The organism is Acinetobacter sp. V104_13 (assembly GCF_031798995.1).
GTDB lineage: Bacteria > Pseudomonadota > Gammaproteobacteria > Pseudomonadales > Moraxellaceae > Acinetobacter > Acinetobacter pittii.
The window spans coordinates 1-25,454 of record NZ_JAVQNP010000012.1 but is presented as its reverse complement, the minus strand read 5'-3'; the positions used below and the strand labels follow the sequence as shown (position 1 = coordinate 25,454).

Below are 25,454 nucleotides of genomic sequence, written 5' to 3'. Positions count from 1 at the left end.
CCCTTATGTCTTTACTCTTTTGAATAACTGTGCAAATTCGTATAAAGGAAGTCCTACCACATTACTATAACTTCCTTGAATTTGGGGAATATATTGCGAGGCAATTCCTTGAATTGCATATCCACCCGCTTTTCCAACAGGCTCACCCGTGGTCCAATAATCTTCCATATCCTGTGTAGTCAGGCGCTGAAACTCAACTTGTGTTTGCACTACCTGACTTAACATCTGTTGTTGAGTCGCAACGCACAGTCCAGAAAACACATCATGCCAACGTCCAGATAATTGTTTCCAGATTTCAAAGGCATGATTTTTCGATTCAGGCTTACCAATAATTTGACCATCAAGTCCCAGACTTGTATCGGCAGCAATAACAATTGCTTCTGGAAAAAGCTTCAATACAGTCTGAGCTTTTTCTCTAGCCAACCGTTCAACATAATGATGAACCAGCTCATTTTCATGAACAGACTCATCAATGTCAGGACTATAGATTTCAAAATCTAAGCCTAGCTGTTGCAACAGCTCCTTCCGACGAGGAGAGCTAGATGCTAAAACTATATGCGCCATTTTGCCAAACAATAATAGACGACTGGCCACGTGATGATACTTGTCATCAAAGGTTGCCAATGTCTAGCAATCGAAAAATGAATTCCACCCATCGTCTGTGTTACCCACATAAATGCTAAATGGGCAATAATGACCAGCGTTGCTATCGTCCATAAATTAACAAAAGTTAAAATACGGCGTTCCCGAATTAAAAAACGGGTAAGAAAAGTCACAATTACAAAACTTAAGGCATTGAGCCCTAAAGGCGCATCAAGCAGTAAGTCTGTAAAAATCCCCATCCCAAATGCAAACCAGACCCCACACCATGTTGGCTGACATACTACCCAAAATAGCATAATCATTAACATGAATAGTGGCCGCCATCCTGAAATATCATAAGATAGCGGATAAACCATAAGTACAGAACCCACAATAACGGAGAGAATAATTCCCCATAATGGATCTTTACGCTTTTCTCGTTTTAGTTTAGCGATCGGCATACGGCTGCTCCTTCGCTAATGATTCAGAGAAAAGTACAACTACATGATGGCCTGTTGCTAATTGTGCTGATGGTGTTACATCAATTTCAGCAAACTCACCTGAATTATGGCGTTTTATTTTGGCAACTGTACCCACTGCGTAACCTGCTGGGAAATGTTCACCCAAGCCTGAGCTAAACACTTTATCACCCACCTGAATATTCGCACTGGTCGGGACATATTCCATTTTTAAACGGCCCAAATCACCTGTACCAGAAACAATCGCCCGCATTCCTGTACGTTCAAGACGTACCGACAGTGAATGTTCTTTATCTGATAACAACATCACACGTGAGCTATGAGGATATACATTAATAATCTGCCCCATAATCCCCTTATCATCCAGAACCGTTTGACCGACCTTTAGATGGTCCGTAGACCCTCGGTTAATAATGATGATATGACGTAATGGATCTGCATCTGTCCCAATCACTTCGGCAATTTCCATACGACCATCAATAATTAATGGTGTATCAAGAAGTCCTCGTAAACGGGTATTTTCAGCTGACAGTTCAGAAAGTTTCTGTAAGCGGACTTGAGCTTGTAAAAGCTCAGCCTGCATCGCGGTATTTTCACGACGCAGTTGTGCTTCAGATTTTGTTTGTTGATTCAGCCATTCTCTCGACAGTACCGGATAACTAGCCAATGCATAAATTGGGTTATATGCAGCGTACAAGACATCCCTTGCTGGCTGAATTACATAAGGCATGCGCCAATCAAAGAACAGCACAACCAAACATGTAATAACCGCAATAATGAACGAGCGGAAAGATGGCGGCTGTCTTGAAAAAATATTCGGTTGCACCGCCTAATCCTTAAACTTAACCGACGAAAAGCATGTCATGGTTCGGGTTGTCGAAGAATTCTAATACTTTACCACCACCACGGGTTACGCAAGTAAGAGGATCTTCAGCAACAACAACTGGTAAACCAGTTTCTTGAGCCAATAACTTGTCAAGGTTACGAAGTAGCGCACCACCACCTGTCAACACAATACCGCGCTCAGCAATATCAGAAGAAAGTTCAGGAGGAGTTTGCTCAAGAGCAGATTTCACAGCGCTTACAATGCTTTGTAATGGATCAGAAATGGCTTGAGTAATTTCGTCAGAAGTTACGGTAATTGCACGAGGCACACCTTCTGCAAGGTTACGGCCACGTACTTCGATTTCTAATGTTGTACCATCAGAAACAGCCATGCCTACTTCTTTTTTAATAATTTCAGCAGTGGTTTCACCAATCACACAACCGTGAGCTTTACGAACATAATTGATGATTTGCTCATCAAAAACATCGCCGCCGATGCGTAAAGAGTCAGCATAGACACAACCTTGCAATGAAATAATTGCAATTTCTGTTGTACCGCCACCAACATCCACAACCATAGAACCACATGCTTGTTCAACTGGCATACCTGCGCCAATTGCTGCCGCCATAGGCTCTTCAATCAAACGAACATCACGGGCACCAGCATTAAATACTGCTTCGCGAATCGCACGACGCTCGACCAAAGTTGATTTACATGGTACACATACAACTACACGAGGTGCAGGTGGGAACAAACGTTTTTCGTGAACTTTACCAATAAACTGATTCAACATGGTTTCAGTCACTTCAAAATCCGCAATTACACCGTCTTTCATTGGACGAATTGCAGAAATATTCGCAGGCGTACGGCCCAGCATTTGCTTAGCATCTAGACCTACAGCAGCAACAATTTTTTGTGAACCACTGTGACGAATTGCCACAACTGTTGGTTCATTTAATATAATGCCGCGGCCTGGTGCATAAATAAGTGTATTTGCTGTACCTAAATCAATGGCTAGATCCGGCGAAAACAAGCCAATTAGTCGTTTTAGAATCACGGTTCGTTCTCAGTTAAACTTTCATGTGGATGCAAGGTGGCAACTTTAAACTAAATGTGATGATTTGAACAAGTCAATCGCTTATTATAACGCACGATATTTTGAAAATTTTTAATACTGATTAGGTGATGTTATGTCTACATCGGATGCACAGCATTCAGCAGATTTAAATGCACAAACAGTTTCAGCAATCGCCAATCTTGCTCGATTGTCGCTCAATGATACGCAATCTGCTGAATATGCTCAAAGTCTAAATAAAATTTTAGGCATGATGGAAACCTTAAAAGGCATTGATACGGAAGGCGTAGAACCTTTGAAAAGTCCTTTTGACAATCCTCAACCTTTACGTGCTGATGTGGTAACTGAAAGCAATCATCGAGATGAATACCAAGCAGTTGCGCCTGCAACTCAAGATGGTTTGTATCTTGTTCCTCGCGTGATTGAATAACTTTTACTCAATTAACCCATCTTCCCTATTTTGAATGTAAAGAAATTTTACTCATGACTGATTTACATCGCTTATCAATTCGTGAACTTGCTGAGGGCTTAAGCCAAGCGAAGTTTTCATCTCGCGAACTGACTGAACACTATTTAAAACGTATTGCTAAAATTGACCCACTGGTAAAAAGCTACGTGACGGTTACGCCTGAACAAGCGCTTGCTGAAGCCGACGCTGCCGATGCTGCATTAAAAGCAGGTAATGCAACCGCTTTAACGGGTATTCCTCTTGCGCATAAAGATATCTTTTGTACCAAAGGCATTAAAACAACTGCCGGTTCAAAAATACTAGACAACTTCATCTCTCCTTACGATGCAACTGTTGTTGAAAAAACTAAAGCAGCTGGTCTTGTCACTTTAGGTAAAGTGAACATGGACGAGTTTGCAATGGGTTCAACTTCTGAAAGCTCATATGTTGGCGCAACAAGCAACCCATGGGCGCTTGACCACGTTCCTGGTGGCTCATCAGGTGGTTCTGCTGCGGCTGTAGCGGCTGATCTTGCCCCTTTTGCAACAGGCACTGATACAGGTGGCTCAATCCGTCAACCTGCCTCTTTCTGCGGTTTAACAGGCTTAAAACCAACCTATGGTCGTGTATCTCGTTTCGGGATCATTGCTTATGCATCATCTTTAGACCAAGCGGGGCCAATGGCACGCTCTGCTGAAGACTGTGCTTACTTAATGAATGTAATTGCAGGTCACGATGCAAAAGACTCGACTTCGGTTAAAAAAGAAGTTGATGACTACGTTGCAAACTTAAACAACACATCTGTAAAAGGTCTACGCATTGGTATTCCTAAACAGTACTTTAACGTTGCAGGTTTAGATGCAGACGTAAAAGCTCGTGTTGAAGAATCATTGAAAAAGCTTGAAGAAATGGGTGCAACGCTTGTTGAGATCGACCTCAACATGACTGAAGCGTATGTCCCAACGTATTATCTCATTGCACCAGCTGAAGCATCTTCTAACTTGTCACGTTATGATGGCGTTCGTTACGGCTACCGCTGTGAAAACCCAGCTGATTTGATGGATCTTTACAAACGCTCTCGCTCAGAAGGTTTTGGTCCAGAAGTTCAACGTCGTATTCTCATTGGTACTTATGCGCTTTCTGCGGGTTATTACGATGCTTACTATGTGAAAGCACAAAAAGTACGTCGTTTAATTCAACAAGACTTCTTAAAGGCATTTGAAAATGTAGATGTGATTGCTGCTCCTGCTGCTCCAACAACTGCATATAAAATTGGTGCGAACTTAAGTCCAACTGAAATGTATTTAGGCGATATCTATACACTTGCAGTGAACTTGGCAGGCTTACCAGCGATTAATGCTCCTGTTGGTTTTGATAAAGACAGCTTACCTGTAGGCTTACAATTAATTGGTAACTACTGGTCAGAATCACAATTGTTGTCGATTGTTTATCAATACCAACAAAACACCGATTTCCATACTCAACGTGCGGCAATTGCTGAGGAGAATGCATAATGGCTGAAGCTCAAAAGTTGAAATTGATTGACGGTTGGGAAGTCGTTATTGGTATCGAGATTCACACTCAGCTTGCAACCAATTCTAAAATTTTCTCAGGTTCATCGACTGAATTTGGTCAAGACCCAAATACACAAGCCAGCCTTGTAGACTTGGCAATGCCGGGTGTATTGCCTGTTTTAAATGAAAAAGTAGTTGATCTTGCAATTCGCTTTGGTCTTGGAATTGATGCATACATCGACCAAGCATCTGTGTTTGCACGTAAAAACTACTTCTACCCAGACTCTCCAAAAGGCTACCAAATTAGCCAAATGGATAACCCAATTGTGGGCTTGGGTCACATCGACATTCAACTTGAAGATGGTACGACTAAACGTATTGGTGTAACTCGTGCTCACCTTGAAGAAGATGCGGGTAAATCTGTACATGACCAATTTGAAGGTATGTCTGGCATTGACTTAAACCGTGCTGGTACACCTTTACTTGAAATCGTTTCTGAGCCCGACATGCGTTCGGTTGAAGAAGCTATTGCTTATATCAAAGCAATTCACACATTAGTACGTTGGTTAGGTATTTCTGACGGTAACATGGCTGAAGGTTCATTCCGTGCGGACTGTAACGTATCTTTACGCCGTCCGGGCCAACCGTTTGGTACACGTTGCGAGCTTAAAAACCTCAACTCATTCCGTTTCATTGAGCAAGCGATCAATGTTGAAATTGAACGCCAAATGGAAATTTTGGAATACGGCGGAAGTATCGACCAAGAAACTCGTTTGTTCGATCCAAACAAAATGGAAACACGCTCTATGCGTTCTAAAGAAGAAGCGAACGACTATCGCTACTTCCCAGATCCAGATTTGTTACCTGTGATTATTGCAGATGAGCAAATCGAAGCTGCTCGCGCTGCACTTCCAGAGCTCCCTGCTGCTCGCCGTGCGCGCTTTATCGCAGACTTTGGTGTAACTGAGTACGATGCACATGTACTTACGCTCTCACGCGAAATGGCGGACTTCTATGAAGCTGTTGTGGCTGCTGCTGGTGGTGCGAAGCAAGGTAAAGTATCTGCAAACTGGGTAATGGGTGAGTTCTCTGGTGCTTTAAACAAAGCAGGCCTAGACTTAGCAGACTCTCCTGTTTCTGCTGAACAACTTGGCGGCATGATTGCACGCATTGTTGATAACACCATTAGCGGTAAGATTGCTAAACAAGTCTTTGGCTTTATGTGGGAATCGGAAGGTAAATCTGCCGATGACATTATTGCGGAAAAAGGCTTAAAGCAAGAAACCGACACTGGTGCAATTGAAGCAATTATTAAAGAAGTGCTTGCAGCCAATGAAAAAATGGTTGAAGAGTACAAGTCTGGTAAAGAAAAAGCCTTTAACGGTCTTGTTGGTCAAGTCATGAAAGCTTCTAAGGGTAAAGCTAACCCTGCTCAAGTAAATGAATTAATGAAAAAATTGATTGGTTAATTTCATTAGCTAACTCAACAAAAAAGCCTCGATTTATCGGGGCTTTTTTATATCCTTTTAAAGCACCTTTCGACTAAAGAATGCGCTTTTTTCTGAAAAATGACATACCGACTATGCTAATTTAAATTAAGAATTTAGATAAATTACATTTTAAAAAGAGAGATAAATCATGTCTAAAAAGATTCTAATGTTGGTCGGTGACTATGCCGAAGACTATGAAACTATGGTTCCTTTTCAGTTCTTAACAGGTTTAGGCTATACCGTGCATGCTGTTTGCCCAAATAAAAAGAACGGTGATCATATTGCGACGGCTATTCATGATTTTGAAGGCGAACAAACTTATAGTGAAAAACGTGGCCACAACTTTGCCATTAATTATGATTTTGATGCCATTAATACCGAAGACTATGGAGGTCTAGTGATTCCTGGTGGCCGTGCACCAGAGTATTTACGCATGAATGAACGTGTTATCGAAATTGTACGTGAGTTTGATAGAGTGAAAAAACCAATTGCAGCTGTATGCCACGGTGCTCAGTTACTCGCTGCGGCAGATGTGTTAAAAGACCGCCTCTGCTCGGCTTATCCAGCATGTGCGGCCGAAGTAAAATTGGCAGGTGGACAATACGCAGATATTGCTGTGACTGAAGCAGTTACAGATGGACATTTAGTGACAGCACCAGCTTGGCCTGCACATCCAGCTTGGTTAGCACAATTTGTGAAAGTTTTAGGCGCTAAGATTAGTATCTAATAAGACTCTTCATCCCAAATACAATAAAGCCTGCATTTAGATAGCAGGCTTTATTACTAAAATAGGAAACTAGATTTTTATCTTGTAATTCCTAATTTATTCCAAATTTCTGGTGTTAAAAACGTTGTAACCAATTTATTTAAATCGATATAGCGTAATGTGCCCTGCAACTGCTGTTTAACGGCTGGGTCTTTAACAATATCTTCACCCGCACTTTGGCCTAACTGCTGGAAAGCCTCCCCAACTGCCTTCACACCTTCAGCCTGAATTACAGCTTTGGTCTGAACAGAACATTGCTCAACAATCACACGCTGTAAAACCTGAGCCAGTTTTTGATCTAACTGATCTTTTTGCTCAGGCGTTACATTACTAAATGCTTTTAAATCTGGATGAGCCGCTAAAGCTGTAAATGTCCATTGAAGTACAGTAGTTTTGTCTGAAGCCGTTGTAGCCTTAACCAGACAGTCACTGAGCTGATCAACTGTTGTACCAGCCATCGTAATTTGAGTAGTCCCCAATACAGCAGCAGCCACACATATTGAACGGCTCAGGTGTGAAAACTTACGGCGAACAATAGCGTAAAGATGATGTGACATAGGTCTGGCTCCAATAAACAATCTGTTCTTTTTATCACAGAGTCACTAAAGTTACCTGTTATGACTCTGTAACCGCAAAATACCTATTTCACCACAGACTCTATTCGATCAAGTTCCCACACCCCACCTGCTGCCAAGCCTTTACACATACCCGTCCACATATCCTTAGTATGTACAAAACTCTTACCATCCCACACCCATTCTTCACTTGCCCAGCAGTCTCCAATGCCTCTTCCCTTTTGAGCACTACTGATAATACCGCTATCAAAATCTGAAGCGGAATCAGACACAAATGTTGCCTTACCATTTAAAGACTCATCTAACACCCAAGCACCATATCCTTCGTTATAGGCACCTCTCCAGCACAACGTAGTCGCCAGAACTTTCTTATTGGTTAGTTTATATAGCTCAATTTTCTGTGGTTCAGCTCCATCGCTATTACCGCCATAAACGCCTTCACAAAAGCCATCTTCTTTCGGATTCGGTTTAGCAGCCATCAAACTACGGTGTATTGCTTGGTACTGTTTACTTTTAGGCTGTAAAGTTAAATAAGGTTTGTTTGAAGTCTTAATACGTTTAACAAGTAGTTTTGGCTCAGGCATAAGCACTTTGGTTTCATTGGCGCTGCCCTTTTTAACCAAAGCACCAACAGTTCCGATACGCTTCTGAAAATCATCCATTTTTAATAACACAGCGGTCATTCCAGCATCAGAAATCTTCCATTCATGCTGCGCATTTTTAAATAAAATTTCAGTCTTCTGTTTGGACTGCTGTAGTACAGCATTGACTTGCGAGCTGTTCAGTTTACCCATAAGTGGTAACTCAGTACCCTCTACAGTCACCGCGCCTAAATCTTTGCCATTTATATAAAAATGAATATTTTTAAGCTGATTTATTGGCATGCTTTGTTCATAGTCTGATAAAGCAAATTCAGCTTGTACAGGTTGTTTTGGCCCTGCTTTGCGTACCAATAAAAGCGATGCCGGATTATCGCCATTTTCTTCACTTTGATAGCCTGCGGCTTTACATGTACCCGTATTGCTACACGAGATTTCCCATTCTTGGTGTGAAAATGAAATACCTTTTATGATTTGAGCAAAACCATAAGAACTGATGACTGATAAACAGCAAATTGAAAGGATTTTTTTCATTTTTTCATGTCTCTGCTGGTCTGTTTTATTATGAAGTTAAAAACTGTTTTCAATTTTGAATTGCCTTATAGTTTAAAAGAATATGTTAGATTTATATAAGATTTAAATTGATTACTTTCTAAAAATGAAAAAATTAAATTTTTTATTAAGCACAGCATTGATCAGTCTAACTTCAACTGCTTATGCAGAAGTAAAAAGCTTTACTCCCCATTTCCCAAAATTTTATAGCTCTGCTGCAACCCGCAAAGCAGATAATCAATTCTACGCTCTAGGAGAGGCAAAGTTTTTAAACGGCGTTACAGTCCCGTTTTATGGTGTTACAGCACAAAGCCCAACAGAGAATGGTTTACTTAAAGACTTTGAAACCTGTACACCTAAAAGCTGCCATTTTAATTTTAAACTCGATACTCAACATGCAAAACAACTCAAGCTTCTTGCATTACCTGAAACAGGCTTAGTGCTCGTTCCAAGAAATTGGCAAGATGTGCAAGCAAATGCAGGCGCTAATGGGACTGGTTTTGCTCTAATAATGAGTGCAGATCAAAAACAAGCAATAGAACTCTATGATTCTTCATTTTGTGTTGGCTGCGGACTACCAAATGCAACGCTCTATTTCCCAGAGTTATTAAAAGAAAGTCTTGAAAATGAATTCGGTGGCTATAAAGACCCTAAAAAACTCATCAATATTGTTCACCCTTCTAAGAAAGTGGCTTTTTTTAGTTATCAAATTCCACAAGTGAACAATAAAACGCATGGTATTGCTAAATATTATGATGAAGACACTTTTAACTATAAAGAAATTCAAATCACCTTAGATAAATCGCAGCAGTCTTTAGTTGGCCCTATCCTTAATTTTTATAATACAACGCACTAATCCAATACTTATAAAAAACCCGCTTTCGCGGGTTTATATTTTATTTGTGTAGTATCGACTCAAAAGCTTTTAAACGTTTATAAATTGAAAGCAGTTCAATAATTGTTTTCCATGAACTAATTAAATATTGGAAGGATTCCCGTACACGCCCAAATACATTTGCAATTTGTTGAATTAAACCTAATGTGAGTTTACCAGCAGCAATTGATGGGAAAAGAACAACCAAATTATATAAAACATCAAGTTGGCCATACCAAATAGCTGTCATATTAAAATAGGCATAATGGAAGTAAAGTCTGAAATAATTTTTACGTACATTACTAAATAACTCACGCAAGGTAGCAGGTTTTGCACGATCAGCATGGTCTTCACCATAAACTAATTCTTTACGATAAGCCGCTTCTACTTTCTGATTGTTAAATTGCAAACCTGGCAACTTAATCCCTACTACCATTAATAGAACTGTACCGAAAATTGACCACACTATTGCGGCCCATACTAAAGAGTGATTTAACTCACCAACAATTGGTAAAACGGGAACATGTTTAGACAGTTGAAATAGAATAGGTAAAAAGGCAATCAATGTAATAACCGCTTTTACTAACTCTACCCCTAAATCTTCCAAAATTGTTGCAAAGCGCATAGTGTCTTCTTGCACACGTTGCGAAGCACCTTCAACATGACGTAGTTTTTCCCAATGCTCTGTGTAGTATTCATTCATTGCTGTACGCCAGCGGAATACATAATGGCTTGTAAAAAAGGCATTAATCACAGCAAGAGTCACCGCAACCATAGCAATATAAAGAAAGACCATTGTCTCACTATATAGTGCTGAGAGATCTCCTCCTCCACTCGAAAGCATTTTTTGGATTAAATCCCAAAATGGTACATACCATGCATTAATCGCAACGCTAGCCTGAACAGCAAACCAAATATTGAACAAAATAAATGCAGAGCCCCAGACTGACCAACGCTGCCATGGATTATTAGAAATAATTTTCCAAAAGCCAGCAAAAAGCGCAGTAGAGATTAAAAACCAAAGATAGAACCATAAAAAAGCAGGCGACCAAAAACGGCTTACACCAATAGGCAATTCAGCCTCTGCATAACCCTGCGGAAAGCCTAAATACTCTCCCCAGTGATCTCCACCTGTATACCAGAGCACCATATTGAGCGCGATCCAAATGACCGCAGATATAAAGAAATACCTTGGTGATGGAAAAAATGATTTGAACATTGAGCGTGGATATCCCTATATTTCTTCAAATTTACAATGAAAGGAATACTAAAACCTAAACCTTAAAATTGTGAAGGGTAAAGTTTAGAGAATTGTCAGTTTTTCCTGTTTCATTGAAGGATTTGATCGTTTTTTTGTAAATTAATCCCTTTTTTGGCAATTTAATCCATTTAAATTACCTTGTATATGACTCTCAATAGAGCCATATACAGCTTTTATAACACAGTGATATCAGAGATTAAATCTCTTCTTTACGAACAATATAGCCTTCTAATTGCATTGCTTGAATGAGCAAATCTAGGTCTGAGGCACTCTTTAATTCGACATCAACGCTCACAGCGCTTTCTTTGGCACGGCTTGTTGCCGCAAAGCGTTCATGACGCAGCTCATAAATATTACCGCCCTGCTCAGCAATAATGGCTGTTAAACGAGCTAAGGCACCTGGATTGTCCGGTAATTCAACACGTATGCGCACCATACGGCCTGTTCGAGTTAAATGACGTTGCAACACAGAGACCATAACACGTGTATCAATATTGCCACCCGACAGCACCACGCCCAATTTATGACCTAAAAACAGATCAGGACGCGACATAATTGCAGCAACACCTGTCGCTCCTGCTCCTTCACATACTGTTTTTTCAATATTAAGTAATAGTGCAATCGCTTCTTCAATCATGTCCTCAGTGACAACGACAATGTCATCAACATATTCATTAGCAACTTGGGTCGTAAGCTCACCTGGAGTTTTTACCGCAATACCCTCAGCAACAGTAGAGCCCATTGAAACGGCATGTTGATAATTACAAAGTAGTTTTGCCATACTTGGGTATACAACTGATTGCACCCCAATAATTTTAATTTTTGGATTGATCGCCTTAGCAGCAATTGCAATACCAGAAATTAAACCACCACCACCAATTGGCACAACTAGAATATCCAGATCAGGCACAGCCGCGAGCATTTCAAGTGCAATGGTGCCTTGACCTGCAATAATTTCAGCATCATCAAATGGGTGGATAATCGTTAAAGATTCTTCTTGTGCAACACGGTGCATTTCAGCAGCAGCTTCCGAAAAGTCCTGCCCATGCAAAATAACGCGTGCACCATACTCACGTACTCGTTGTACCTTAACGTTTGGTGTCGATTTCGGCATCACAATGGTCGCGGTCACACCTGTCCGCTGAGCATGGTAGGCTACACCTTGGGCGTGGTTGCCTGCCGAGGCTGCAATAACACCATGTTGCTTTTCTTGCTCAGATAAACACAACAGTTTATTTAGAGCACCCCGCTCTTTAAATGAAGCTGTAAATTGTAAGTTTTCAAATTTCAACCACATCTCAGCCCCTAAGGTTTTAGAAATGGTTTCTGAGAAAACAAAGGGAGTTTTTACAACTAAACCTTCCAAACGCTCTGCGGCAGCATGAACATCATCTAATGTTGGAAAGCCATTTTTAACCTGTTGCTGTATCATTTATCTAGTCAGCCTCAATACACTACAAATCAATTATTTTTAAAAAACGGCAACAATATTTCATATTAACCATTAGAGTTTTCAGCATATCCAACATGTCTCTAATATACAAAAAATTTTATTCCAAAAATTGAAGATTTAGACTTCCATAAAAAAAGCCCTATGTGGGCTTTTTTTATAATTTTCAGAATATTAACGTTTATTTATTGGCTTTGAGCACTCAAGCCTTCCGTAGACATATTTTGTTCAGCTATTTTTTCATCAATAGCAAACTGAATATCAGAAAGCTTGGCATTAGCTGCATCTATACCAGATTTCATAGTAGCTTCACGGCCTTTGACATCAAAAATATGCGCTTTTTCTCTTAAATCTGGCTGAATAACAACATCTGCATATTGTAACTCTTCTGCTGCCAAACGCCCTTGCATGATATTAATATTCTGGTTAAACAGTCCCCATACATTCGATGTTTCTGTGTAAATAGGCTGAGCTAAAATATCAACTGCAATAATGACATCAGCCCCTAAATCACGAGCCACTTCAACTGGGACAGGACTCACCAACCCACCATCTACATATTCAGATTTACCAATTTTAGTCGGCACAAACATACTCGGAATCGAAGCAGAGGCTCTTACGGCTTGACCGGTATTGCCGTAGTTAAATACGGTCTTAGTGCCATGCTTTAGTTCAGTTGCCACCACATACATTGGAATCTTCATTTTTTCGAGTGGCATGTTATTTACTTGCTGGTTAACGTAGTTCTCTACTTTTTTACCATCAAAAAAACCTTTTAAACCGATACTAATGTCACGGACATCGCCAGCTTTCATTTTTAAAGCAGTATCACGCAGTTCAGCAGGTGTTTTACCACTGGCATAAATTGCCCCAACAATACTACCCGCACTCGTACCCACAATAAAATCCGGGCGAATACCATGTTGTTCTAAAACTTCAATCACCCCTATATGAGCATAGCCTCGTGCCCCACCACTACCCAATACAAGCGCAACAACAGGACGTTTTTGCATTTTTTTAATTCTTGCAAAAGGTTGATCGACAGGACGAGCATAAGCTTCTGTCGTTTGCGGTTTTAGAGCAGCAGACAAGTGTGTGGTGGTCTGGCATCCCGCCAACACCATAGAGAGTCCGAGAACCCACAATTTAAGCTGTTTCATGGCCCATCTTCGTACTATGAGGATTAAGTTCGGATTGCAATTTTAGTTGCTACTTTCGTGAAAAGCTGTAGTGAATTTATTTAATTTGTCATGTTTAAAATTTAGACTCAAGTATTTTATTTATCGCCTATATGAAAAAGGCCCCTTATGTATAAGAGGCCTTTTGAAACTTACCAGATATCTGAATCAACTTTTTTCTTCAATTCCGGATACTTGTCAATTTTAAACTCAGGCTCTTTAATGCCTCGTTTTAATTGCTCGCGGTAATCTTTTAACAAAGTACGTGCCATCGGCGTTAATAGTAAAATTGCAATCAAGTTAATGGTTGCCATGATACCCATAAACAAGTCAGCCATAGACCAAACGAGCGGAACACTACCGATTGCACCGAAGTACACCATCACCAATACGAAAATACGGAAGATGAACATGACTTTCGGGTTGTTATTAATAAACTGTACATTACCTTCTGCATAAGCATAGTTACCTAATACAGCTGAATAGCAGAATAAGAATAATAGAACCGCTAGGAAATCAGATCCCCAATGTCCAACTTGAGTTTCTAAGGCACGTTGTGTTAATTCAACACCAACAAAACCTGCGTCTTGGTAAACGCCAGAAACTAAGATGATGATTGCAGTACTTGTACATACAATGAACGTATCTACGAATACACCAAGCATCTGTACTAAACCTTGGTTTACAGGATGTTTTACATCAGATGCAGCAGCTGCGTTTGGCGCAGAACCCATACCTGCTTCGTTTGAGAACAAACCACGTTTAATACCTTGCATCATTGCCATTGACACTGCCGCACCGAAGAAACCACCTGCCGCAGCATTGAAGTGGAAAGCTTCAGTCACAATCAGCTTTAAAATATCAGGCAAAATTGCATAGTTACTAATTGCAATATAAAGAGCAACAGATAGGTAAAGACCAGCTTTTAAAGGTACAAACATCTCTGCAAATTTAGCGATACGTTTAATACCACCAAAAATTGCCAATGCAACCATCACGACAAGCGCAAGGCCAACCCATGAAATTTCTAGATCAACACCACCTAAATGAGCAATAAGATTAGCTTTGTCCCAACCCCAAGCATGTGAAGAAGCATTAGCAATCGCATTAATTTGGACTGAGTTGAATACGAAACCGTAGGTAAAAATGAGTGCTAGTGCGAAAACCACACCAAAGGTTTTACTGCGTAAACCTTGGGTAATGTAGTAAGCTGGTCCACCGCGGAACTGTTTAGTCTTGTTATCTCTAACTTTAAAGAGCTGAGCAAGTGTAGACTCAATAAAAGCAGAGCTCATACCAAGTACAGCAGTTACCCACATCCAGAACACAGCACCAGGGCCACCAATTGCGATCGCAATTGCCACACCTGCAATGTTACCCACCCCAACACGGCTCGCAAGACCCGTTACAAAAGCTTGGAAAGGTGTAAGTCCATGCTCATCTTCGCCTTCTGTACGGCTGCTTTTCATGACACGGATACTTTGCAAGAACATGCGGATCTGCACTGCCCCTGTTAAGACTGTATAAAAAATACCGACAGCCAGCAAGAAAATAACCAGAAAATCCCATAAAGGATCATTAAAAAATTGTACCCACGACATCAGTGTGGCATTGAGTTGTTCATTCATACTCGGTCCGCTTACGTTCTTGCTAATGTGCTAATAGCACAAGCCAAAATACTGCAATAAACAAAAAAGCCCCTCAAAATAGGGACTTCTTCAGTACATTTAAGGAAAAACTTTTAATGTCACTTGAATAGCAATTAACGTCACAAGTTTAAGCAACATAATGCCCAGCACTAAGCCTTTGAAGGTCGCATGAGAGAAAGCACCCTTCAGATAAAATGAATTCATCGCACCACTGAACATATTCCCATTTGGGTGAACAGAATGCATCGACTCGGCTACAAACTTGGAAACTAACAAATGACCACCGCTAAATCAGCTCGTTTAATGATTCCCATCAATTAATCGAGTTATAAAAATCTGGATTTAAGCCAATAAGCATATTTACATATACTTGAGAGCGAATGTCTAAAATGGATATGAATTTCAAAGACTGTAACGAGCCATCGCCATAACGCGGCTATCTGCGCCCTTTTCCCGCTGAGTGGAGAAGAGTGCATTTAGATCTGTACCAAGCTGTTGTATTTCTTGTGGCTCAGTAGTTGCGTGAGTTACGTTCATTTTCATGGTTGCAATGGTAATCGCCAATCCTTGTTTCATGAACTGCTTGTTGATGAGCGGTAAACTCATGTAAAGCTCCTTATTCCTCGTGTATTTCTCCATTTCTACATTCAAATCCTTTTTGTAAAGGGATTTTGTATGCAGCCATTTCTTTCCTAACATGAGTATGGAGAAATCATACCTGCGTAAAAAAGTCGGTATTATGCAGAAATTTAAAATTTTGTGTATGTTTTTGATTAAAAATTTATGTTATTTCTGATTATTTTTTATCCAAAATCATCTGTTTTGTACTGTTTTTAAACATATTATACCTTTTTTTCAATTGAGTGATTTTTAATCCAACTGATGCTATAAATTTATTTTTATAGTCAAAAACATCATACTTTTTTGTCTATTTAGATCTAAAGTGGCATATTCACATTAGATTTAATTAGACATTATATCCAAACTAAACACATCATCATATCTTTAAGGATATCCCTTTTCTAATATTTTTTGCTTATAAATGAAGTACTTTCAAAACATCAAATTAAACTTCAAAAAAGTATTAAGTATTTAAGAAAAGATATAGGAGTACGCATGAATCTGGAACAAGTTCGTCTCGTTGATGAAGCTATCACTTCTCGACATTCTGTCCGCGCTTTTTTAAATACTCCAATTGAGTCAGAAGTCATTAAAGATATATTACGAGTCGCAAGTCGAGCACCTTCTGGAACAAACACTCAACCATGGAAAGTCTATGTGGTCACAGGTAAAAAACGTGATGAAATGGTTGAACGTGTCTGTGCTGCACAAATTGAAGTTTCAAAAAATCCTGAACTTGCAGAACGATATAAAGAAACTTTTGCCTATTACCCTGAAAAATGGATATCCCCTTTTATTGACCGCCGCCGCGAGAATGGTTGGGGACTCTACGGTTTACTCGAAATCAAAAAGGGCGAAAAAGAAAAAATGGCTGAACAGCAGCTACGTAATTTTAAATTGTTTGATGCACCAGTCGGCCTTTTCTTTACCGTAAATAAAACGATGGGAATCGGTTCTAAAATGGATATCGCAATGATGATCCAAAACGTGATGGTCGCTGCCAAGGCACGTGGCTTAGATACATGCCCACAAGCAGCTTGGAATCATTTTCACCCTATTGTTTTAGATATAGTAGGTGCATCAGATGACGAAGAACTGGTATGTGCAATTGCATTAGGTCATGCCGATCCTAACCACATTGTAAATACCTTTATTACGCCTAGAGAACCTGTTGAAAATTTCACAGTTTTTCTAGACGAATAAGCTATAAGTGGCCATTCTCTAAAAGCTATGAGAATGGCTTGGTTTTGACCTGTTGTGTCGCTTTCAATACGACAATAAAACCACTTAGTGTAAATAACACCATCATTACGCCCATATTGAGCGATGCGGACCAAATCAGGAAGTTAAGAAGCACGCCACCTAAAAGGCCACAAGCGAATTGCATACTTCCCATAATTGCACTTGCTGTCCCAGCGCGAGCACCTTGTTTGGACATTGCTAACGCCATAGCATTTGGGCCTGTTAAACCAATACCCGAAATAGCTAAAAATAACCCTACCATAACAAGCCATAAAGGCGCTGCAGGGATTAAACCAGCAATAAATACAATGATGGCTCCAGTCACTTGCACAAGGGAACCCGATTTTAAGCGTTTGGTAATTTCAACACGTGTTGTTAAATGCTTGTTTAAAGAAGACATCAACATAATGCCAAAAGCATTTAGTCCAAACACGTAAGCAAACTCTTGCTGATTAAGTCCGTACTGATCCATAAACACGGCAGGTGCTGAGCTGATATAGCAAAACAATGCAGCCCCTGTTAAACAACCTGCAAACATAGGTAAGCGGAAACTCGCATCTTTGAAAATAGCTCCATATAAAGTCACCACTTGATAGAGCGATAGCTTAAGCCTTTTATCATTTGCCAAAGTTTCTTTAAAAAAGAAATGTACGCACAGCCAACACAGCGCACCCACAATTGAAAGCGCAATAAAAATAGCCTGCCACGGAAACCAAATTAAAATCCATGCTCCGATCATAGGAGCCAAAATTGGTGCAAGTCCCATGACAATCATCATGCTTGAGAAAGCTTGTGCCGAGCCTTGAACGTCCAATTTATCGCGTATTGCCGCACGAGCCATGACTACGCCAACACAACCACCTAAAGCTTGTAAAATACGGGCCGCAATCAAGCTCCATTCATTAGTAGCCATTACACAAAATAAGCTTGCGACTGCATAAAGCGCGAGGCCAAAGTAAAGTGGTTTCTTTCTACCGATACGATCGCTTAAAGGACCATAAACCAACTGCCCAATGGCTAAACCAAAAAAATATGCTGGTAGTGTATTTGCCACCATTTGCGTACTTACCCCAAAATCATGGGCCATTTGTGGTAACGCAGGTAAGTACATATCAATGGATAACGGCCCTAAAGCCGTAAGTAAAGCGAGCAACATAATCCAGCCAATAGAGTATTGACGCTGGGCTGTTTGTTCAGACATAACGATATTTCATTTTTCACTCATTTGCATACAGACAAGCTTACACTGTCTATCGTATGATTTGTGCAACATTGGTGTAGAAATACACAAATCCTTTATCACTCAGGTTGATCAGCAAGGACTTCATTTGAAATCTTGGTTTAAACGCCTAAAAAGAGCGACTTATAACACAACATTTATGTATAACGTGCGAATGCTGATAGCCTTTTCAGGAACTGCTTTCGTGCCTTATTTTTTAGGCTATCAATTAGCAACTATTCCACTCACTTTAGGTGTAGTCGCAGCAGGTTTGAGTGATATTGATGATCGCTTTTCCGTGCGAATCATGAACCTAATTTATACTTATATTGGGTTCTTCGTTACCGCAGCTTCGGTACAACTACTTTTCCCCTACCCAATGGCTTTTGCTTTAGGGTTGATTGCTTCATGTATTGGCTGGATTTTACTAGGTTCATTAGGACGTCGTTACGCCACTATTTCTTATGGCTGTTTGGTTGTTTCGGTCTATACCATGTTGGGTGTTCACCTTTTCGATCACTGGTATATTCAACCTGCTCTTTTAGTTGCAGGTGCTGCTTGGTATGGCCTCATTGCTACTATTAGCTTTTTACTATTTCCGGTTCGCCAACTTCAAGATAAACTCGCAGCGTCTTATGCATCTCTAGGTGATTTTCTATTTGCAAAATCAAATTTATTTGATGTAGATATGACTCCTGCCAGCTATCAGCAAAGTATGATTGAGCTGTCATTAGAAAATGGTAAGTTAATTACGATTTTTAACGACTTAAAAACAGCTTTATTGACTCGTTTAAAAGGTGACCGTGGGCAAAAAGATACACGCCGAAGCTTACATTATTATTTTGTCGCTCAAGACATTCATGAGCGTGCTGACTCAGCCCATATCGACTATCAAAAGTTAGCCAAAATTTTTCAGCACAGTGATATTTTATTTAGATTTCAACGAATTTTGGCGGTTCAAGGCAAAGCTTGCCAAGAGTTAAACGAATGTATTTTACAACGCAAACCTTATAACCATAACAAACGCTTCAAGCAGAGTTTTGAGAACTTAAGACTATCTTTAGAGAAACTAAGACGTGATCAGCATTATGATCTGTTATGGGTAAATGCTCTCTTCGCTTTATACCAAAATTTAAAATCTATCGACTCTCAGTTACTCAACTTAGAAACGGAACAACACATTCAGTCTGATAAAGTTAAACAAGCAGAGAACCAGCTTAAAGATGATGATTTACAAGGATGGAACGATATTGTCATCCGAATAAAGCAAAATCTAACTCCTGAATCTGTACTTTTCCGCCATGCAATTCGCGTCTCAATTGTTCTTTTTATTGGGTATGTGCTGATTCAAATGACCAATATCGAGTACGGCTATTGGATTATGCTTACAGCCCTATTTGTAAGCCAACCTAACTTCAACGCAACCAAACGTCGCTTACGCTTACGAATTGTCGGAACATTAGTCGGAATTATTGTTGGTCTTACCATTGTATTTCTCGTACCTTCTGTCGAAGGACAACTATTAATGTTAATCCTAAGCGGGGTATTGTTTTTTGAGTTACGCAGTAAGCAATATGCTCAAGCAACCGCTTTTATTACAATTTTGGCATTAATTAACTTTAATCTAGATGGCTCGGCAATGGCTGCTGCTATTCCGCGATTTGTAGATACTTTAATTGGATGTGCTCTAGCTTGGTTTGGAGTGACATTTATTTGGCCTGACTGGAAATTCCGACGCTTACCTCGCAACATCAGACGTTCATTACAAGCTCAATGCAATTATTTAGCTGAAGTTGTTAAACAATATCATGAAGGTCGCAATCATGCGCTGAATTACCGTATTGTAAGACGTGCTGCTCATAATACAGATGCCGAGGTTGCTTCACTTATTTCAACTTTAGCAACAGAGCCAGACTTTGACCCTACCCGTAAGTCGGATATCTTTGAATTTTTATGTTTAAACCATACATTTTTAAGTTATATCGCAGCACTTGGAGCACATCGAGAAAGCATTCAAGATCAAGCTGTTCTTAAACTCTTAGATCAAGCACTGGATGATATTCAGGGGGCTTTATTAAGAGATGAGATGCCTGATCTTACAGCACAAAATATGCTTCAGACGATACGTCAACGTTTGAGTCAAAATAATGAAGAGGACCAGAAATCACTCATCATTTTACAGCAGCTATCACTCATGCTTGGTGTATTGAACCGTTTTAGTATGCTAAAACAACGCCTAAGTCATGATCTTGATAATGATGCCAGCGAGCTTGCATCGTTATAAATTTGAGTCGGAAATTAGTATGAAATTGGCATAATATCCTTTCCTGACTTATGCCAATTAATGCTAAACTTAAAACAGTTTACAATTTGTTATTTGCACTATGACCGCGAAAACTTTATACGCTTATACGCTTCAGCCTGTTCCCTATGATGTGTCAGAAGCTGAACAACGTAATGCACAGCTTCTTATCTGGCGCAGCACCAATAAAATCAGCACAAAAATTTGGGCAATTATGGGTGTCATTTTAGCCCTAGCTATATTAGGTCTTATTTTTATTAAGAACTACTCTACTGTTTTTTGCTGGGTTGCTATTGTTGCTGTAGTACTTTACTACCTAGGTCGTAAATACGGATTAGAGTGGTACGTTAAACGCAAAATGAATGAATTTCCGGTACAGGAAATCAAAGGTATTCGTTTAGGTGTGCAGCCTCATGGTATTGTGATGCGTCAACAAATGGGCTTACAAGAAGGCGTAGGTACTATTGGATGGAAAAATATCTACGAATGGTACAATACACCTGATTTTATTTTGGTCAATTTCAAAGTAAAAGATCCAAAAGGCCAAGAACAACAAGGTGCTTATATCCTACCTAAGCGCATGGATTCGAAAAACTTCTCGTTCAACACAATTCGCACACACTTAAAAGAATCTGTAGGCGAACCAAAAACCTTGTAATTCTAGATTTTATAAAAAGCCTCCTTAGGGAGGTTTTTTATTAAGCTAAAAATAAATGATAATGAAAATTAATATTATCTCCAAAATCCATATTATCTCCCCAATCTTCGGCTATACTTCGTTACAAGATCTCCATCATATTTACATTTTCGACCATGTTTAAAAAAATTTTATTTCAAATTCATTGGTTTCTGGGTATTACTGCTGGCCTCATCTTATCCATTATGGGTGTTACAGGGGCAATTTATTCTTATGACCAACAAATTTTAAAATGGGTGAATTCTGATAGTTATGTTGTTCAAGCTGAAAACACTCCAAAATTAACTCCTGCTCAGCTTTACCAGCATTTCAATACAACCCAACCTGAAATCAAAATTAATAGCATTACGATTGCCAAGGACCCCACCTCTTCTTCTATTGTAAACATTGAAAAAGAAGGTGAACGCCGTGGCTACAATATGATGGTGAACCCTTATAACGCTGAGGTTCTTCCAGATGTTAAAGGTCGAAAGTTATTGTTACTCATACAACAAATTCATCGTAATTTAACAGCAGGTGAAGTTGGTAAACAAATTACTGGTGCCTGCGCACTCATGCTAATTTACTTCGTACTCAGTGGGTTATATTTACGTTGGCCTAAAAAGCACTCTGCTCGTCAATGGCTTGCTGTTAAACCGAAACTCAAAGGCCGGAATTTTATTTGGGATCTACATGCTGTTGTCGGCACATGGGTCATTGTTTTTTATCTTCTTTTCGCATGTACAGGACTATATTGGTCTTATGATTGGTGGCGTAGTGGCATGTTCAAAGTGATGGGAGTTGAACAGCCTAAACGACAAGATCATGGCGCTACTCCTCAAAATCAAAATCGTGGAATACAGCAAGGTAAACAATCTGACCGTAATAATGATAAAAAATCAGAGCCTCAATTAGATAATACTCAACTCATTACAGCACTTAATCAAACATGGAGTGGCTTCAATAGTCAGGTTGGACGTGATTATTCGACTCTAACATTAAGCTTACCGAAAAAAGATGATGGAAAAATTGAGTTAAGCTTTGTCGATGCTACCCCACAACACGAACGGGCACGTAACCAAGCCATCTATAATTATCAAACTGGCAACATCGAAAAGATGGAGCTTTACGAAGACAAAAAGCTTAATCAAAAGATTATGAGCAGCATGTTACCCGTACACCGCGGTAGCTTCTTTGGACCAATTTATCAATTCGTTGCAATGCTTGCTTCTCTAGCAATGCCTTTGTTCTTGGTTACTGGGTGGATGCTGTATCTTAAACGCCGTAAACAGAAAAAATTAACACAGGCGGCTCGTCAGTCTTTAGCAGGACAATACATTGATCCAAATGCAAAGCCTTGGCTTATTACTTATGCAACTCAAACCGGCGTAGCTGAACAACTCGCTTGGAGCACGGCAACAAGTTTACAGGAGGCTCATCAACCTGTTCAGGTAAAACCTGTACAGCAGCTAACACAAACTGATTTAGAGCAACATCAACAGGTCTTATTCGTGATCAGTACTTACGGTACTGGTGATGCTCCTGATCTTGCTACAAGCTTTGCTAAAAAACTTTTAAAATTGAATGTGGATCTTAAGCACATCAACTATGCTGTTCTAGCGCTGGGCTCTAAAGAATATCCAGACACTTACTGTAGTTTCGGCCATGCAGTAGATGCTTGGCTTAAAGCAAATGGTGCCCATGCTCTCTTCAATACAATTGAAGTTGATAATGCAAACCCATCGGATATTCAAAATTGGAATCAATCTCTCACTAAAGCAACCAAATTAGATTTACATGCTGTAAATCTGGAAAAAGTATTTGATAGTTGGACATTGCAGCAACGTGATTTACTCAATCCAAATAGCTTAGGTCAGCCTGCTTATAATATTGAACTTAAAGCAAATCATGAAGCGATATGGCAAGCGGGTGATATTGCCGAAATCCAGCCTGGTAATAGTCCTGAACGTATTCACGCTTTTTTGCAAAAGCATCATATTCTTAAAAATTCAAAAGTTGATTCATTACAGATTTCAATTGAAAAAGCTCTTTGGAACAAAGATTTAACGGGAGAAATTGAACCATTTGCCAATCTGGATCATTTATTAGAGCAGCTCCCTACTCTACCAACGCGAGAGTATTCGATTGCGAGTATTCCTTCTCAGCAAGTCCTTCGTTTGGTTGTACGCCAACAATTTGATGCGTCTGGTAATTTAGGTTTAGGGTCAGGTTGGCTGACTCAACATACACAAGTTAATAATGAAATTGCTTTGCGTATTCGTACCAATGAATCATTCCATCTTATTGATGATAACCGCCCTATTATTTGCATTGGTAACGGAACAGGTATTGCTGGCTTAATGAGCCTATTACACACCCGTACACGTCATGATTACACTGAAAACTGGTTAATCTTTGGTGAACGTCAAAGAGCATGTGATTTCTTCTATGAATCAACTATTGAGGCATGGAAAACCACAGGAATGTTAAAACGCCTCGATTTAGCATTTTCGAGAGATCAAGAACAACGCATGTATGTTCAAGATGTAATCCGTCAGAATGCAGCAGAATTAGTAAGCTGGGTAGAACGGGGTGCTGTTCTGTATGTATGCGGTAGTATTGATGGTATGGCAAGTGGAGTCGATCAAGCACTTATCGAAATTCTAGGTGAAGAACAGGTAGATGATTTAAGACAACAAGGCCGTTACCGCCGTGATGTTTATTAAAGATCAATAAAAACAAAAACCGAGTAATAGCTTAAATGCTTTACTCGGTTTTTTATTGCATTCAGAATGATTTTGCATACACTGTCTGCAATTTAAATTGCAACTCTAAGCACAATGCAAGTCAGTAAGTGGATCCGTATTTTCCTAGCAATCATTGGTTCGATTTTATTTCTAGATGGATTAGTTCTAATTTGTCTCAATAAAATTAATGTAGGTACCGTTATTCCTTTAATTTTAGGTGCTTTCTTCTGCCTATATTCCTTATTTTATTATCATTTAGAACGCTTTTTCTTCTATCACTATCGCTTACACACACTTTGGCGTTTTGGATGGTTATGCTTCTGGATATGGTTAATTGGCTTAGGCTATTTTTTTAGCTTTATTAAAGAAAATAAAGATACTTCAAATAATATTCCTCCAGTAAAAGCAATTATTGTCTTAGGAAGCGGTGTTGAGAATGGTCAGCCATCCACAATTCTTGCAAAACGTTTAGATACGGCCGCCCCTCTAGCCCTAAAACAGCAGCAAGCACAGATTGTTCTAACAGGTGGTCTTGATTTTTCAGAAAAAGAAAGCGAAGCATTGGTTATGTCTCGTTATCTTGAACAAAAGTATCATATCGCAAGAGATCAAATGATCCTTGAAGATAAAAGCACCAGCACAGAGCTTAACTTAAAAAATAGTAAACCCTTATTAGAACAGCACCACATTACCTTAGACCAGCCAATCGCTATTGTGACAAGTGATTTTCATATTCCTCGAGCAATAGCAATTGCAAAAAAACAGGGCTATACCCAAGTTTATGGGATAGCGGCCGAGACACCATTAGCTACTCGCTACAATGCATGGTTACGGGAATATTTCGCATATGCAAGTGGATGGATTTTAAACGAATATTAAAAAATAATTTAATAAAAAAACTGCTATTTAAAAAAATAGCAGTTTTTTTGTGAAAATATTAGTGATCGGTACAAATACAAAGTTGATATTAGCTAGAACTAGTAAATTACAGGCTAGATGCTTATCTTTAACCACTAGTAACGCAATTTAATGAGCTTGAGGAATCTCATCAAAAGCATGAAGAAATACTAATGTTAAAAACTAAAAAAATAGCGATCAGTAAAAAGAATAAATTAAAGATATAAGGTCTTTATTTTTAGAATAGAAAAGTTGTATCTACACCGAACCACATAGTAAATAAATTTACATGTAAGTATAGGATATTTATAGATAAATATGAATTTAGGGGATTTTAAATTTCTGATAGAAATTATGGTGGGCGCTGACGGGATCGAACCGCCGACATTCTGCTTGTAAGGCAGACGCTCTACCAACTGAGCTAAGCGCCCT

At 39.5% G+C, this 25,454-nt stretch carries 23 protein-coding genes and 1 tRNA gene; 10 read left to right on the top strand and 14 right to left on the bottom strand.

What is annotated here, in order from left to right:
- Positions 1–3: 3 nt before the first annotated feature.
- The 4 genes from RMB06_RS02870 to RMB06_RS02855 are packed head-to-tail and all read right to left on the bottom strand — an operon-like array spanning position 4 to position 2,944.
- Complete coding sequence (locus tag RMB06_RS02870; RefSeq protein WP_025465969.1) at positions 4–564, bottom strand: Maf-like protein; 561 nt, start codon at positions 562–564, stop codon at positions 4–6.
- Positions 552–1,043 carry a rod shape-determining protein MreD gene (gene mreD / locus RMB06_RS02865; protein ID WP_002116279.1) on the bottom strand — a complete coding sequence of 164 codons (492 nt, stop codon included), beginning with the start codon at positions 1,041–1,043 and terminating at the stop codon, positions 552–554. The genes RMB06_RS02870 and mreD overlap by 13 nt, the downstream gene beginning before the upstream one ends.
- A complete protein-coding gene (gene mreC, locus RMB06_RS02860; RefSeq protein WP_002116449.1) occupies positions 1,030–1,887 on the bottom strand; it encodes a rod shape-determining protein MreC in 858 nt (285 codons plus the stop codon). The genes mreD and mreC overlap by 14 nt, the downstream gene beginning before the upstream one ends.
- 16 nt (positions 1,888–1,903) lie before the next feature.
- Complete coding sequence (locus RMB06_RS02855; protein ID WP_000601379.1) at positions 1,904–2,944, bottom strand: rod shape-determining protein; 1,041 nt, start codon at positions 2,942–2,944, stop codon at positions 1,904–1,906.
- Positions 2,945–3,077: 133 nt separating this feature from the next.
- Here RMB06_RS02855 and gatC point away from each other — a divergent pair, with 133 nt between their 5' ends.
- The 4 genes from gatC (at position 3,078) to RMB06_RS02835 (ending at position 7,141) form a co-directional block, all read left to right on the top strand.
- Positions 3,078–3,392, top strand: a complete 315-nt coding sequence (gatC, locus tag RMB06_RS02850; protein ID WP_000107699.1) for an Asp-tRNA(Asn)/Glu-tRNA(Gln) amidotransferase subunit GatC — start codon at positions 3,078–3,080, stop codon at positions 3,390–3,392.
- Positions 3,393–3,445: 53 nt separating this feature from the next.
- Positions 3,446–4,924 carry an Asp-tRNA(Asn)/Glu-tRNA(Gln) amidotransferase subunit GatA gene (gatA, locus tag RMB06_RS02845; RefSeq protein WP_311078212.1) on the top strand — a complete coding sequence of 493 codons (1,479 nt, stop codon included), beginning with the start codon at positions 3,446–3,448 and terminating at the stop codon, positions 4,922–4,924.
- Positions 4,924–6,393: an Asp-tRNA(Asn)/Glu-tRNA(Gln) amidotransferase subunit GatB gene (gene gatB, locus RMB06_RS02840; protein ID WP_311078211.1), complete on the top strand. Its 1,470-nt coding sequence runs from the start codon at positions 4,924–4,926 to the stop codon at positions 6,391–6,393. Before gatA ends, gatB begins: the two co-directional genes overlap by 1 nt.
- 169 nt (positions 6,394–6,562) lie before the next feature.
- Positions 6,563–7,141 carry a DJ-1/PfpI family protein gene (locus RMB06_RS02835; RefSeq protein ID WP_311078209.1) on the top strand — a complete coding sequence of 193 codons (579 nt, stop codon included), beginning with the start codon at positions 6,563–6,565 and terminating at the stop codon, positions 7,139–7,141.
- 77 nt (positions 7,142–7,218) lie between these two features.
- On the opposite strand, the gene RMB06_RS02830 is transcribed toward RMB06_RS02835, so the two are convergent.
- Together RMB06_RS02830 and RMB06_RS02825 are read right to left on the bottom strand one after the other, a co-directional pair.
- A complete protein-coding gene (locus tag RMB06_RS02830) occupies positions 7,219–7,737 on the bottom strand; it encodes a hypothetical protein (protein WP_311078207.1) in 519 nt (172 codons plus the stop codon).
- A gap of 83 nt (positions 7,738–7,820) precedes the next feature.
- Positions 7,821–8,888, bottom strand: a complete 1,068-nt coding sequence (locus RMB06_RS02825) for a DUF1176 domain-containing protein (protein ID WP_311078205.1) — start codon at positions 8,886–8,888, stop codon at positions 7,821–7,823.
- Between the two features lie 124 nt (positions 8,889–9,012).
- Here RMB06_RS02825 and RMB06_RS02820 point away from each other — a divergent pair, with 124 nt between their 5' ends.
- Positions 9,013–9,762: a DUF4850 domain-containing protein gene (locus RMB06_RS02820; protein ID WP_311078203.1), complete on the top strand. Its 750-nt coding sequence runs from the start codon at positions 9,013–9,015 to the stop codon at positions 9,760–9,762.
- Positions 9,763–9,802: 40 nt separating this feature from the next.
- Here the strand turns inward: RMB06_RS02820 and sbmA are convergent, their stop codons facing one another.
- From sbmA to RMB06_RS02790, 6 genes are all read right to left on the bottom strand, one after another.
- Positions 9,803–10,999: a peptide antibiotic transporter SbmA gene (gene sbmA, locus RMB06_RS02815; RefSeq protein ID WP_063099543.1), complete on the bottom strand. Its 1,197-nt coding sequence runs from the start codon at positions 10,997–10,999 to the stop codon at positions 9,803–9,805.
- A 238-nt stretch (positions 11,000–11,237) separates the two neighbouring features.
- Complete coding sequence (locus RMB06_RS02810; RefSeq protein ID WP_311078199.1) at positions 11,238–12,473, bottom strand: threonine ammonia-lyase; 1,236 nt, start codon at positions 12,471–12,473, stop codon at positions 11,238–11,240.
- A gap of 203 nt (positions 12,474–12,676) precedes the next feature.
- Positions 12,677–13,651: a patatin-like phospholipase family protein gene (locus RMB06_RS02805; RefSeq protein ID WP_005804673.1), complete on the bottom strand. Its 975-nt coding sequence runs from the start codon at positions 13,649–13,651 to the stop codon at positions 12,677–12,679.
- 170 nt (positions 13,652–13,821) lie between these two features.
- Positions 13,822–15,297: a sodium:alanine symporter family protein gene (locus RMB06_RS02800; RefSeq protein WP_033850752.1), complete on the bottom strand. Its 1,476-nt coding sequence runs from the start codon at positions 15,295–15,297 to the stop codon at positions 13,822–13,824.
- Between the two features lie 99 nt (positions 15,298–15,396).
- On the bottom strand, positions 15,397–15,537 hold the full coding sequence (locus RMB06_RS02795; protein ID WP_014207545.1) for a hypothetical protein: 141 nt from the start codon (positions 15,535–15,537) through the stop codon (positions 15,397–15,399).
- 183 nt (positions 15,538–15,720) lie between these two features.
- On the bottom strand, positions 15,721–15,924 hold the full coding sequence (locus tag RMB06_RS02790; protein ID WP_086399865.1) for a hypothetical protein: 204 nt from the start codon (positions 15,922–15,924) through the stop codon (positions 15,721–15,723).
- A gap of 510 nt (positions 15,925–16,434) precedes the next feature.
- Here RMB06_RS02790 and RMB06_RS02785 point away from each other — a divergent pair.
- Positions 16,435–17,142: a nitroreductase gene (locus RMB06_RS02785; protein ID WP_199984811.1), complete on the top strand. Its 708-nt coding sequence runs from the start codon at positions 16,435–16,437 to the stop codon at positions 17,140–17,142.
- Positions 17,143–17,167: 25 nt separating this feature from the next.
- On the opposite strand, the gene RMB06_RS02780 is transcribed toward RMB06_RS02785, so the two are convergent.
- Positions 17,168–18,382: a multidrug effflux MFS transporter gene (locus tag RMB06_RS02780; protein ID WP_014207547.1), complete on the bottom strand. Its 1,215-nt coding sequence runs from the start codon at positions 18,380–18,382 to the stop codon at positions 17,168–17,170.
- A gap of 127 nt (positions 18,383–18,509) precedes the next feature.
- On the opposite strand from RMB06_RS02780, the gene yccS reads away from it, so the two are divergent.
- From yccS to RMB06_RS02760, 4 genes are all read left to right on the top strand, one after another.
- A complete protein-coding gene (gene yccS / locus RMB06_RS02775) occupies positions 18,510–20,684 on the top strand; it encodes a YccS family putative transporter (RefSeq protein ID WP_017400237.1) in 2,175 nt (724 codons plus the stop codon).
- A 100-nt stretch (positions 20,685–20,784) separates the two neighbouring features.
- On the top strand, positions 20,785–21,360 hold the full coding sequence (locus tag RMB06_RS02770) for an SdpI family protein (protein WP_014207549.1): 576 nt from the start codon (positions 20,785–20,787) through the stop codon (positions 21,358–21,360).
- A gap of 155 nt (positions 21,361–21,515) precedes the next feature.
- Positions 21,516–24,104, top strand: a complete 2,589-nt coding sequence (locus tag RMB06_RS02765; RefSeq protein WP_311078192.1) for a sulfite reductase flavoprotein subunit alpha — start codon at positions 21,516–21,518, stop codon at positions 24,102–24,104.
- Between the two features lie 114 nt (positions 24,105–24,218).
- Complete coding sequence (locus tag RMB06_RS02760) at positions 24,219–25,004, top strand: YdcF family protein (RefSeq protein WP_311078190.1); 786 nt, start codon at positions 24,219–24,221, stop codon at positions 25,002–25,004.
- A gap of 373 nt (positions 25,005–25,377) precedes the next feature.
- Here RMB06_RS02760 and RMB06_RS02755 read toward each other — a convergent pair.
- Positions 25,378–25,453: transfer RNA gene (locus RMB06_RS02755), tRNA-Val, on the bottom strand.
- Position 25,454: the final 1 nt, after the last annotated feature.

Bases quoted from the DNA above. Each gene is read 5' to 3' on its own strand.
- RMB06_RS02810 (WP_311078199.1), bottom strand. From the start codon at position 12,473: ATGATACAGCAACAGGTTAAAAATGGCTTTCCAACATTAGATGATGTT.
- RMB06_RS02870 (WP_025465969.1), bottom strand. From the start codon at position 564: ATGGCGCATATAGTTTTAGCATCTAGCTCTCCTCGTCGGAAGGAGCTG.
- RMB06_RS02820 (WP_311078203.1), top strand. From the start codon at position 9,013: ATGAAAAAATTAAATTTTTTATTAAGCACAGCATTGATCAGTCTAACT.
- RMB06_RS02795 (WP_014207545.1), bottom strand. From the start codon at position 15,537: ATGTTCAGTGGTGCGATGAATTCATTTTATCTGAAGGGTGCTTTCTCT.
- RMB06_RS02805 (WP_005804673.1), bottom strand. From the start codon at position 13,651: ATGAAACAGCTTAAATTGTGGGTTCTCGGACTCTCTATGGTGTTGGCG.
- mreD (WP_002116279.1), bottom strand. From the start codon at position 1,043: ATGCCGATCGCTAAACTAAAACGAGAAAAGCGTAAAGATCCATTATGG.
- RMB06_RS02765 (WP_311078192.1), top strand. From the start codon at position 21,516: ATGTTTAAAAAAATTTTATTTCAAATTCATTGGTTTCTGGGTATTACT.
- RMB06_RS02825 (WP_311078205.1), bottom strand. From the start codon at position 8,888: ATGAAAAAAATCCTTTCAATTTGCTGTTTATCAGTCATCAGTTCTTAT.
- RMB06_RS02800 (WP_033850752.1), bottom strand. From the start codon at position 15,297: ATGAATGAACAACTCAATGCCACACTGATGTCGTGGGTACAATTTTTT.
- RMB06_RS02830 (WP_311078207.1), bottom strand. From the start codon at position 7,737: ATGTCACATCATCTTTACGCTATTGTTCGCCGTAAGTTTTCACACCTG.
- RMB06_RS02770 (WP_014207549.1), top strand. From the start codon at position 20,785: ATGACCGCGAAAACTTTATACGCTTATACGCTTCAGCCTGTTCCCTAT.
- RMB06_RS02780 (WP_014207547.1), bottom strand. From the start codon at position 18,382: ATGTCTGAACAAACAGCCCAGCGTCAATACTCTATTGGCTGGATTATG.
- RMB06_RS02790 (WP_086399865.1), bottom strand. From the start codon at position 15,924: ATGAGTTTACCGCTCATCAACAAGCAGTTCATGAAACAAGGATTGGCG.
- sbmA (WP_063099543.1), bottom strand. From the start codon at position 10,999: ATGTTCAAATCATTTTTTCCATCACCAAGGTATTTCTTTATATCTGCG.
- RMB06_RS02835 (WP_311078209.1), top strand. From the start codon at position 6,563: ATGTCTAAAAAGATTCTAATGTTGGTCGGTGACTATGCCGAAGACTAT.
- gatC (WP_000107699.1), top strand. From the start codon at position 3,078: ATGTCTACATCGGATGCACAGCATTCAGCAGATTTAAATGCACAAACA.
- RMB06_RS02760 (WP_311078190.1), top strand. From the start codon at position 24,219: ATGCAAGTCAGTAAGTGGATCCGTATTTTCCTAGCAATCATTGGTTCG.
- gatB (WP_311078211.1), top strand. From the start codon at position 4,924: ATGGCTGAAGCTCAAAAGTTGAAATTGATTGACGGTTGGGAAGTCGTT.
- gatA (WP_311078212.1), top strand. From the start codon at position 3,446: ATGACTGATTTACATCGCTTATCAATTCGTGAACTTGCTGAGGGCTTA.
- RMB06_RS02785 (WP_199984811.1), top strand. From the start codon at position 16,435: ATGAATCTGGAACAAGTTCGTCTCGTTGATGAAGCTATCACTTCTCGA.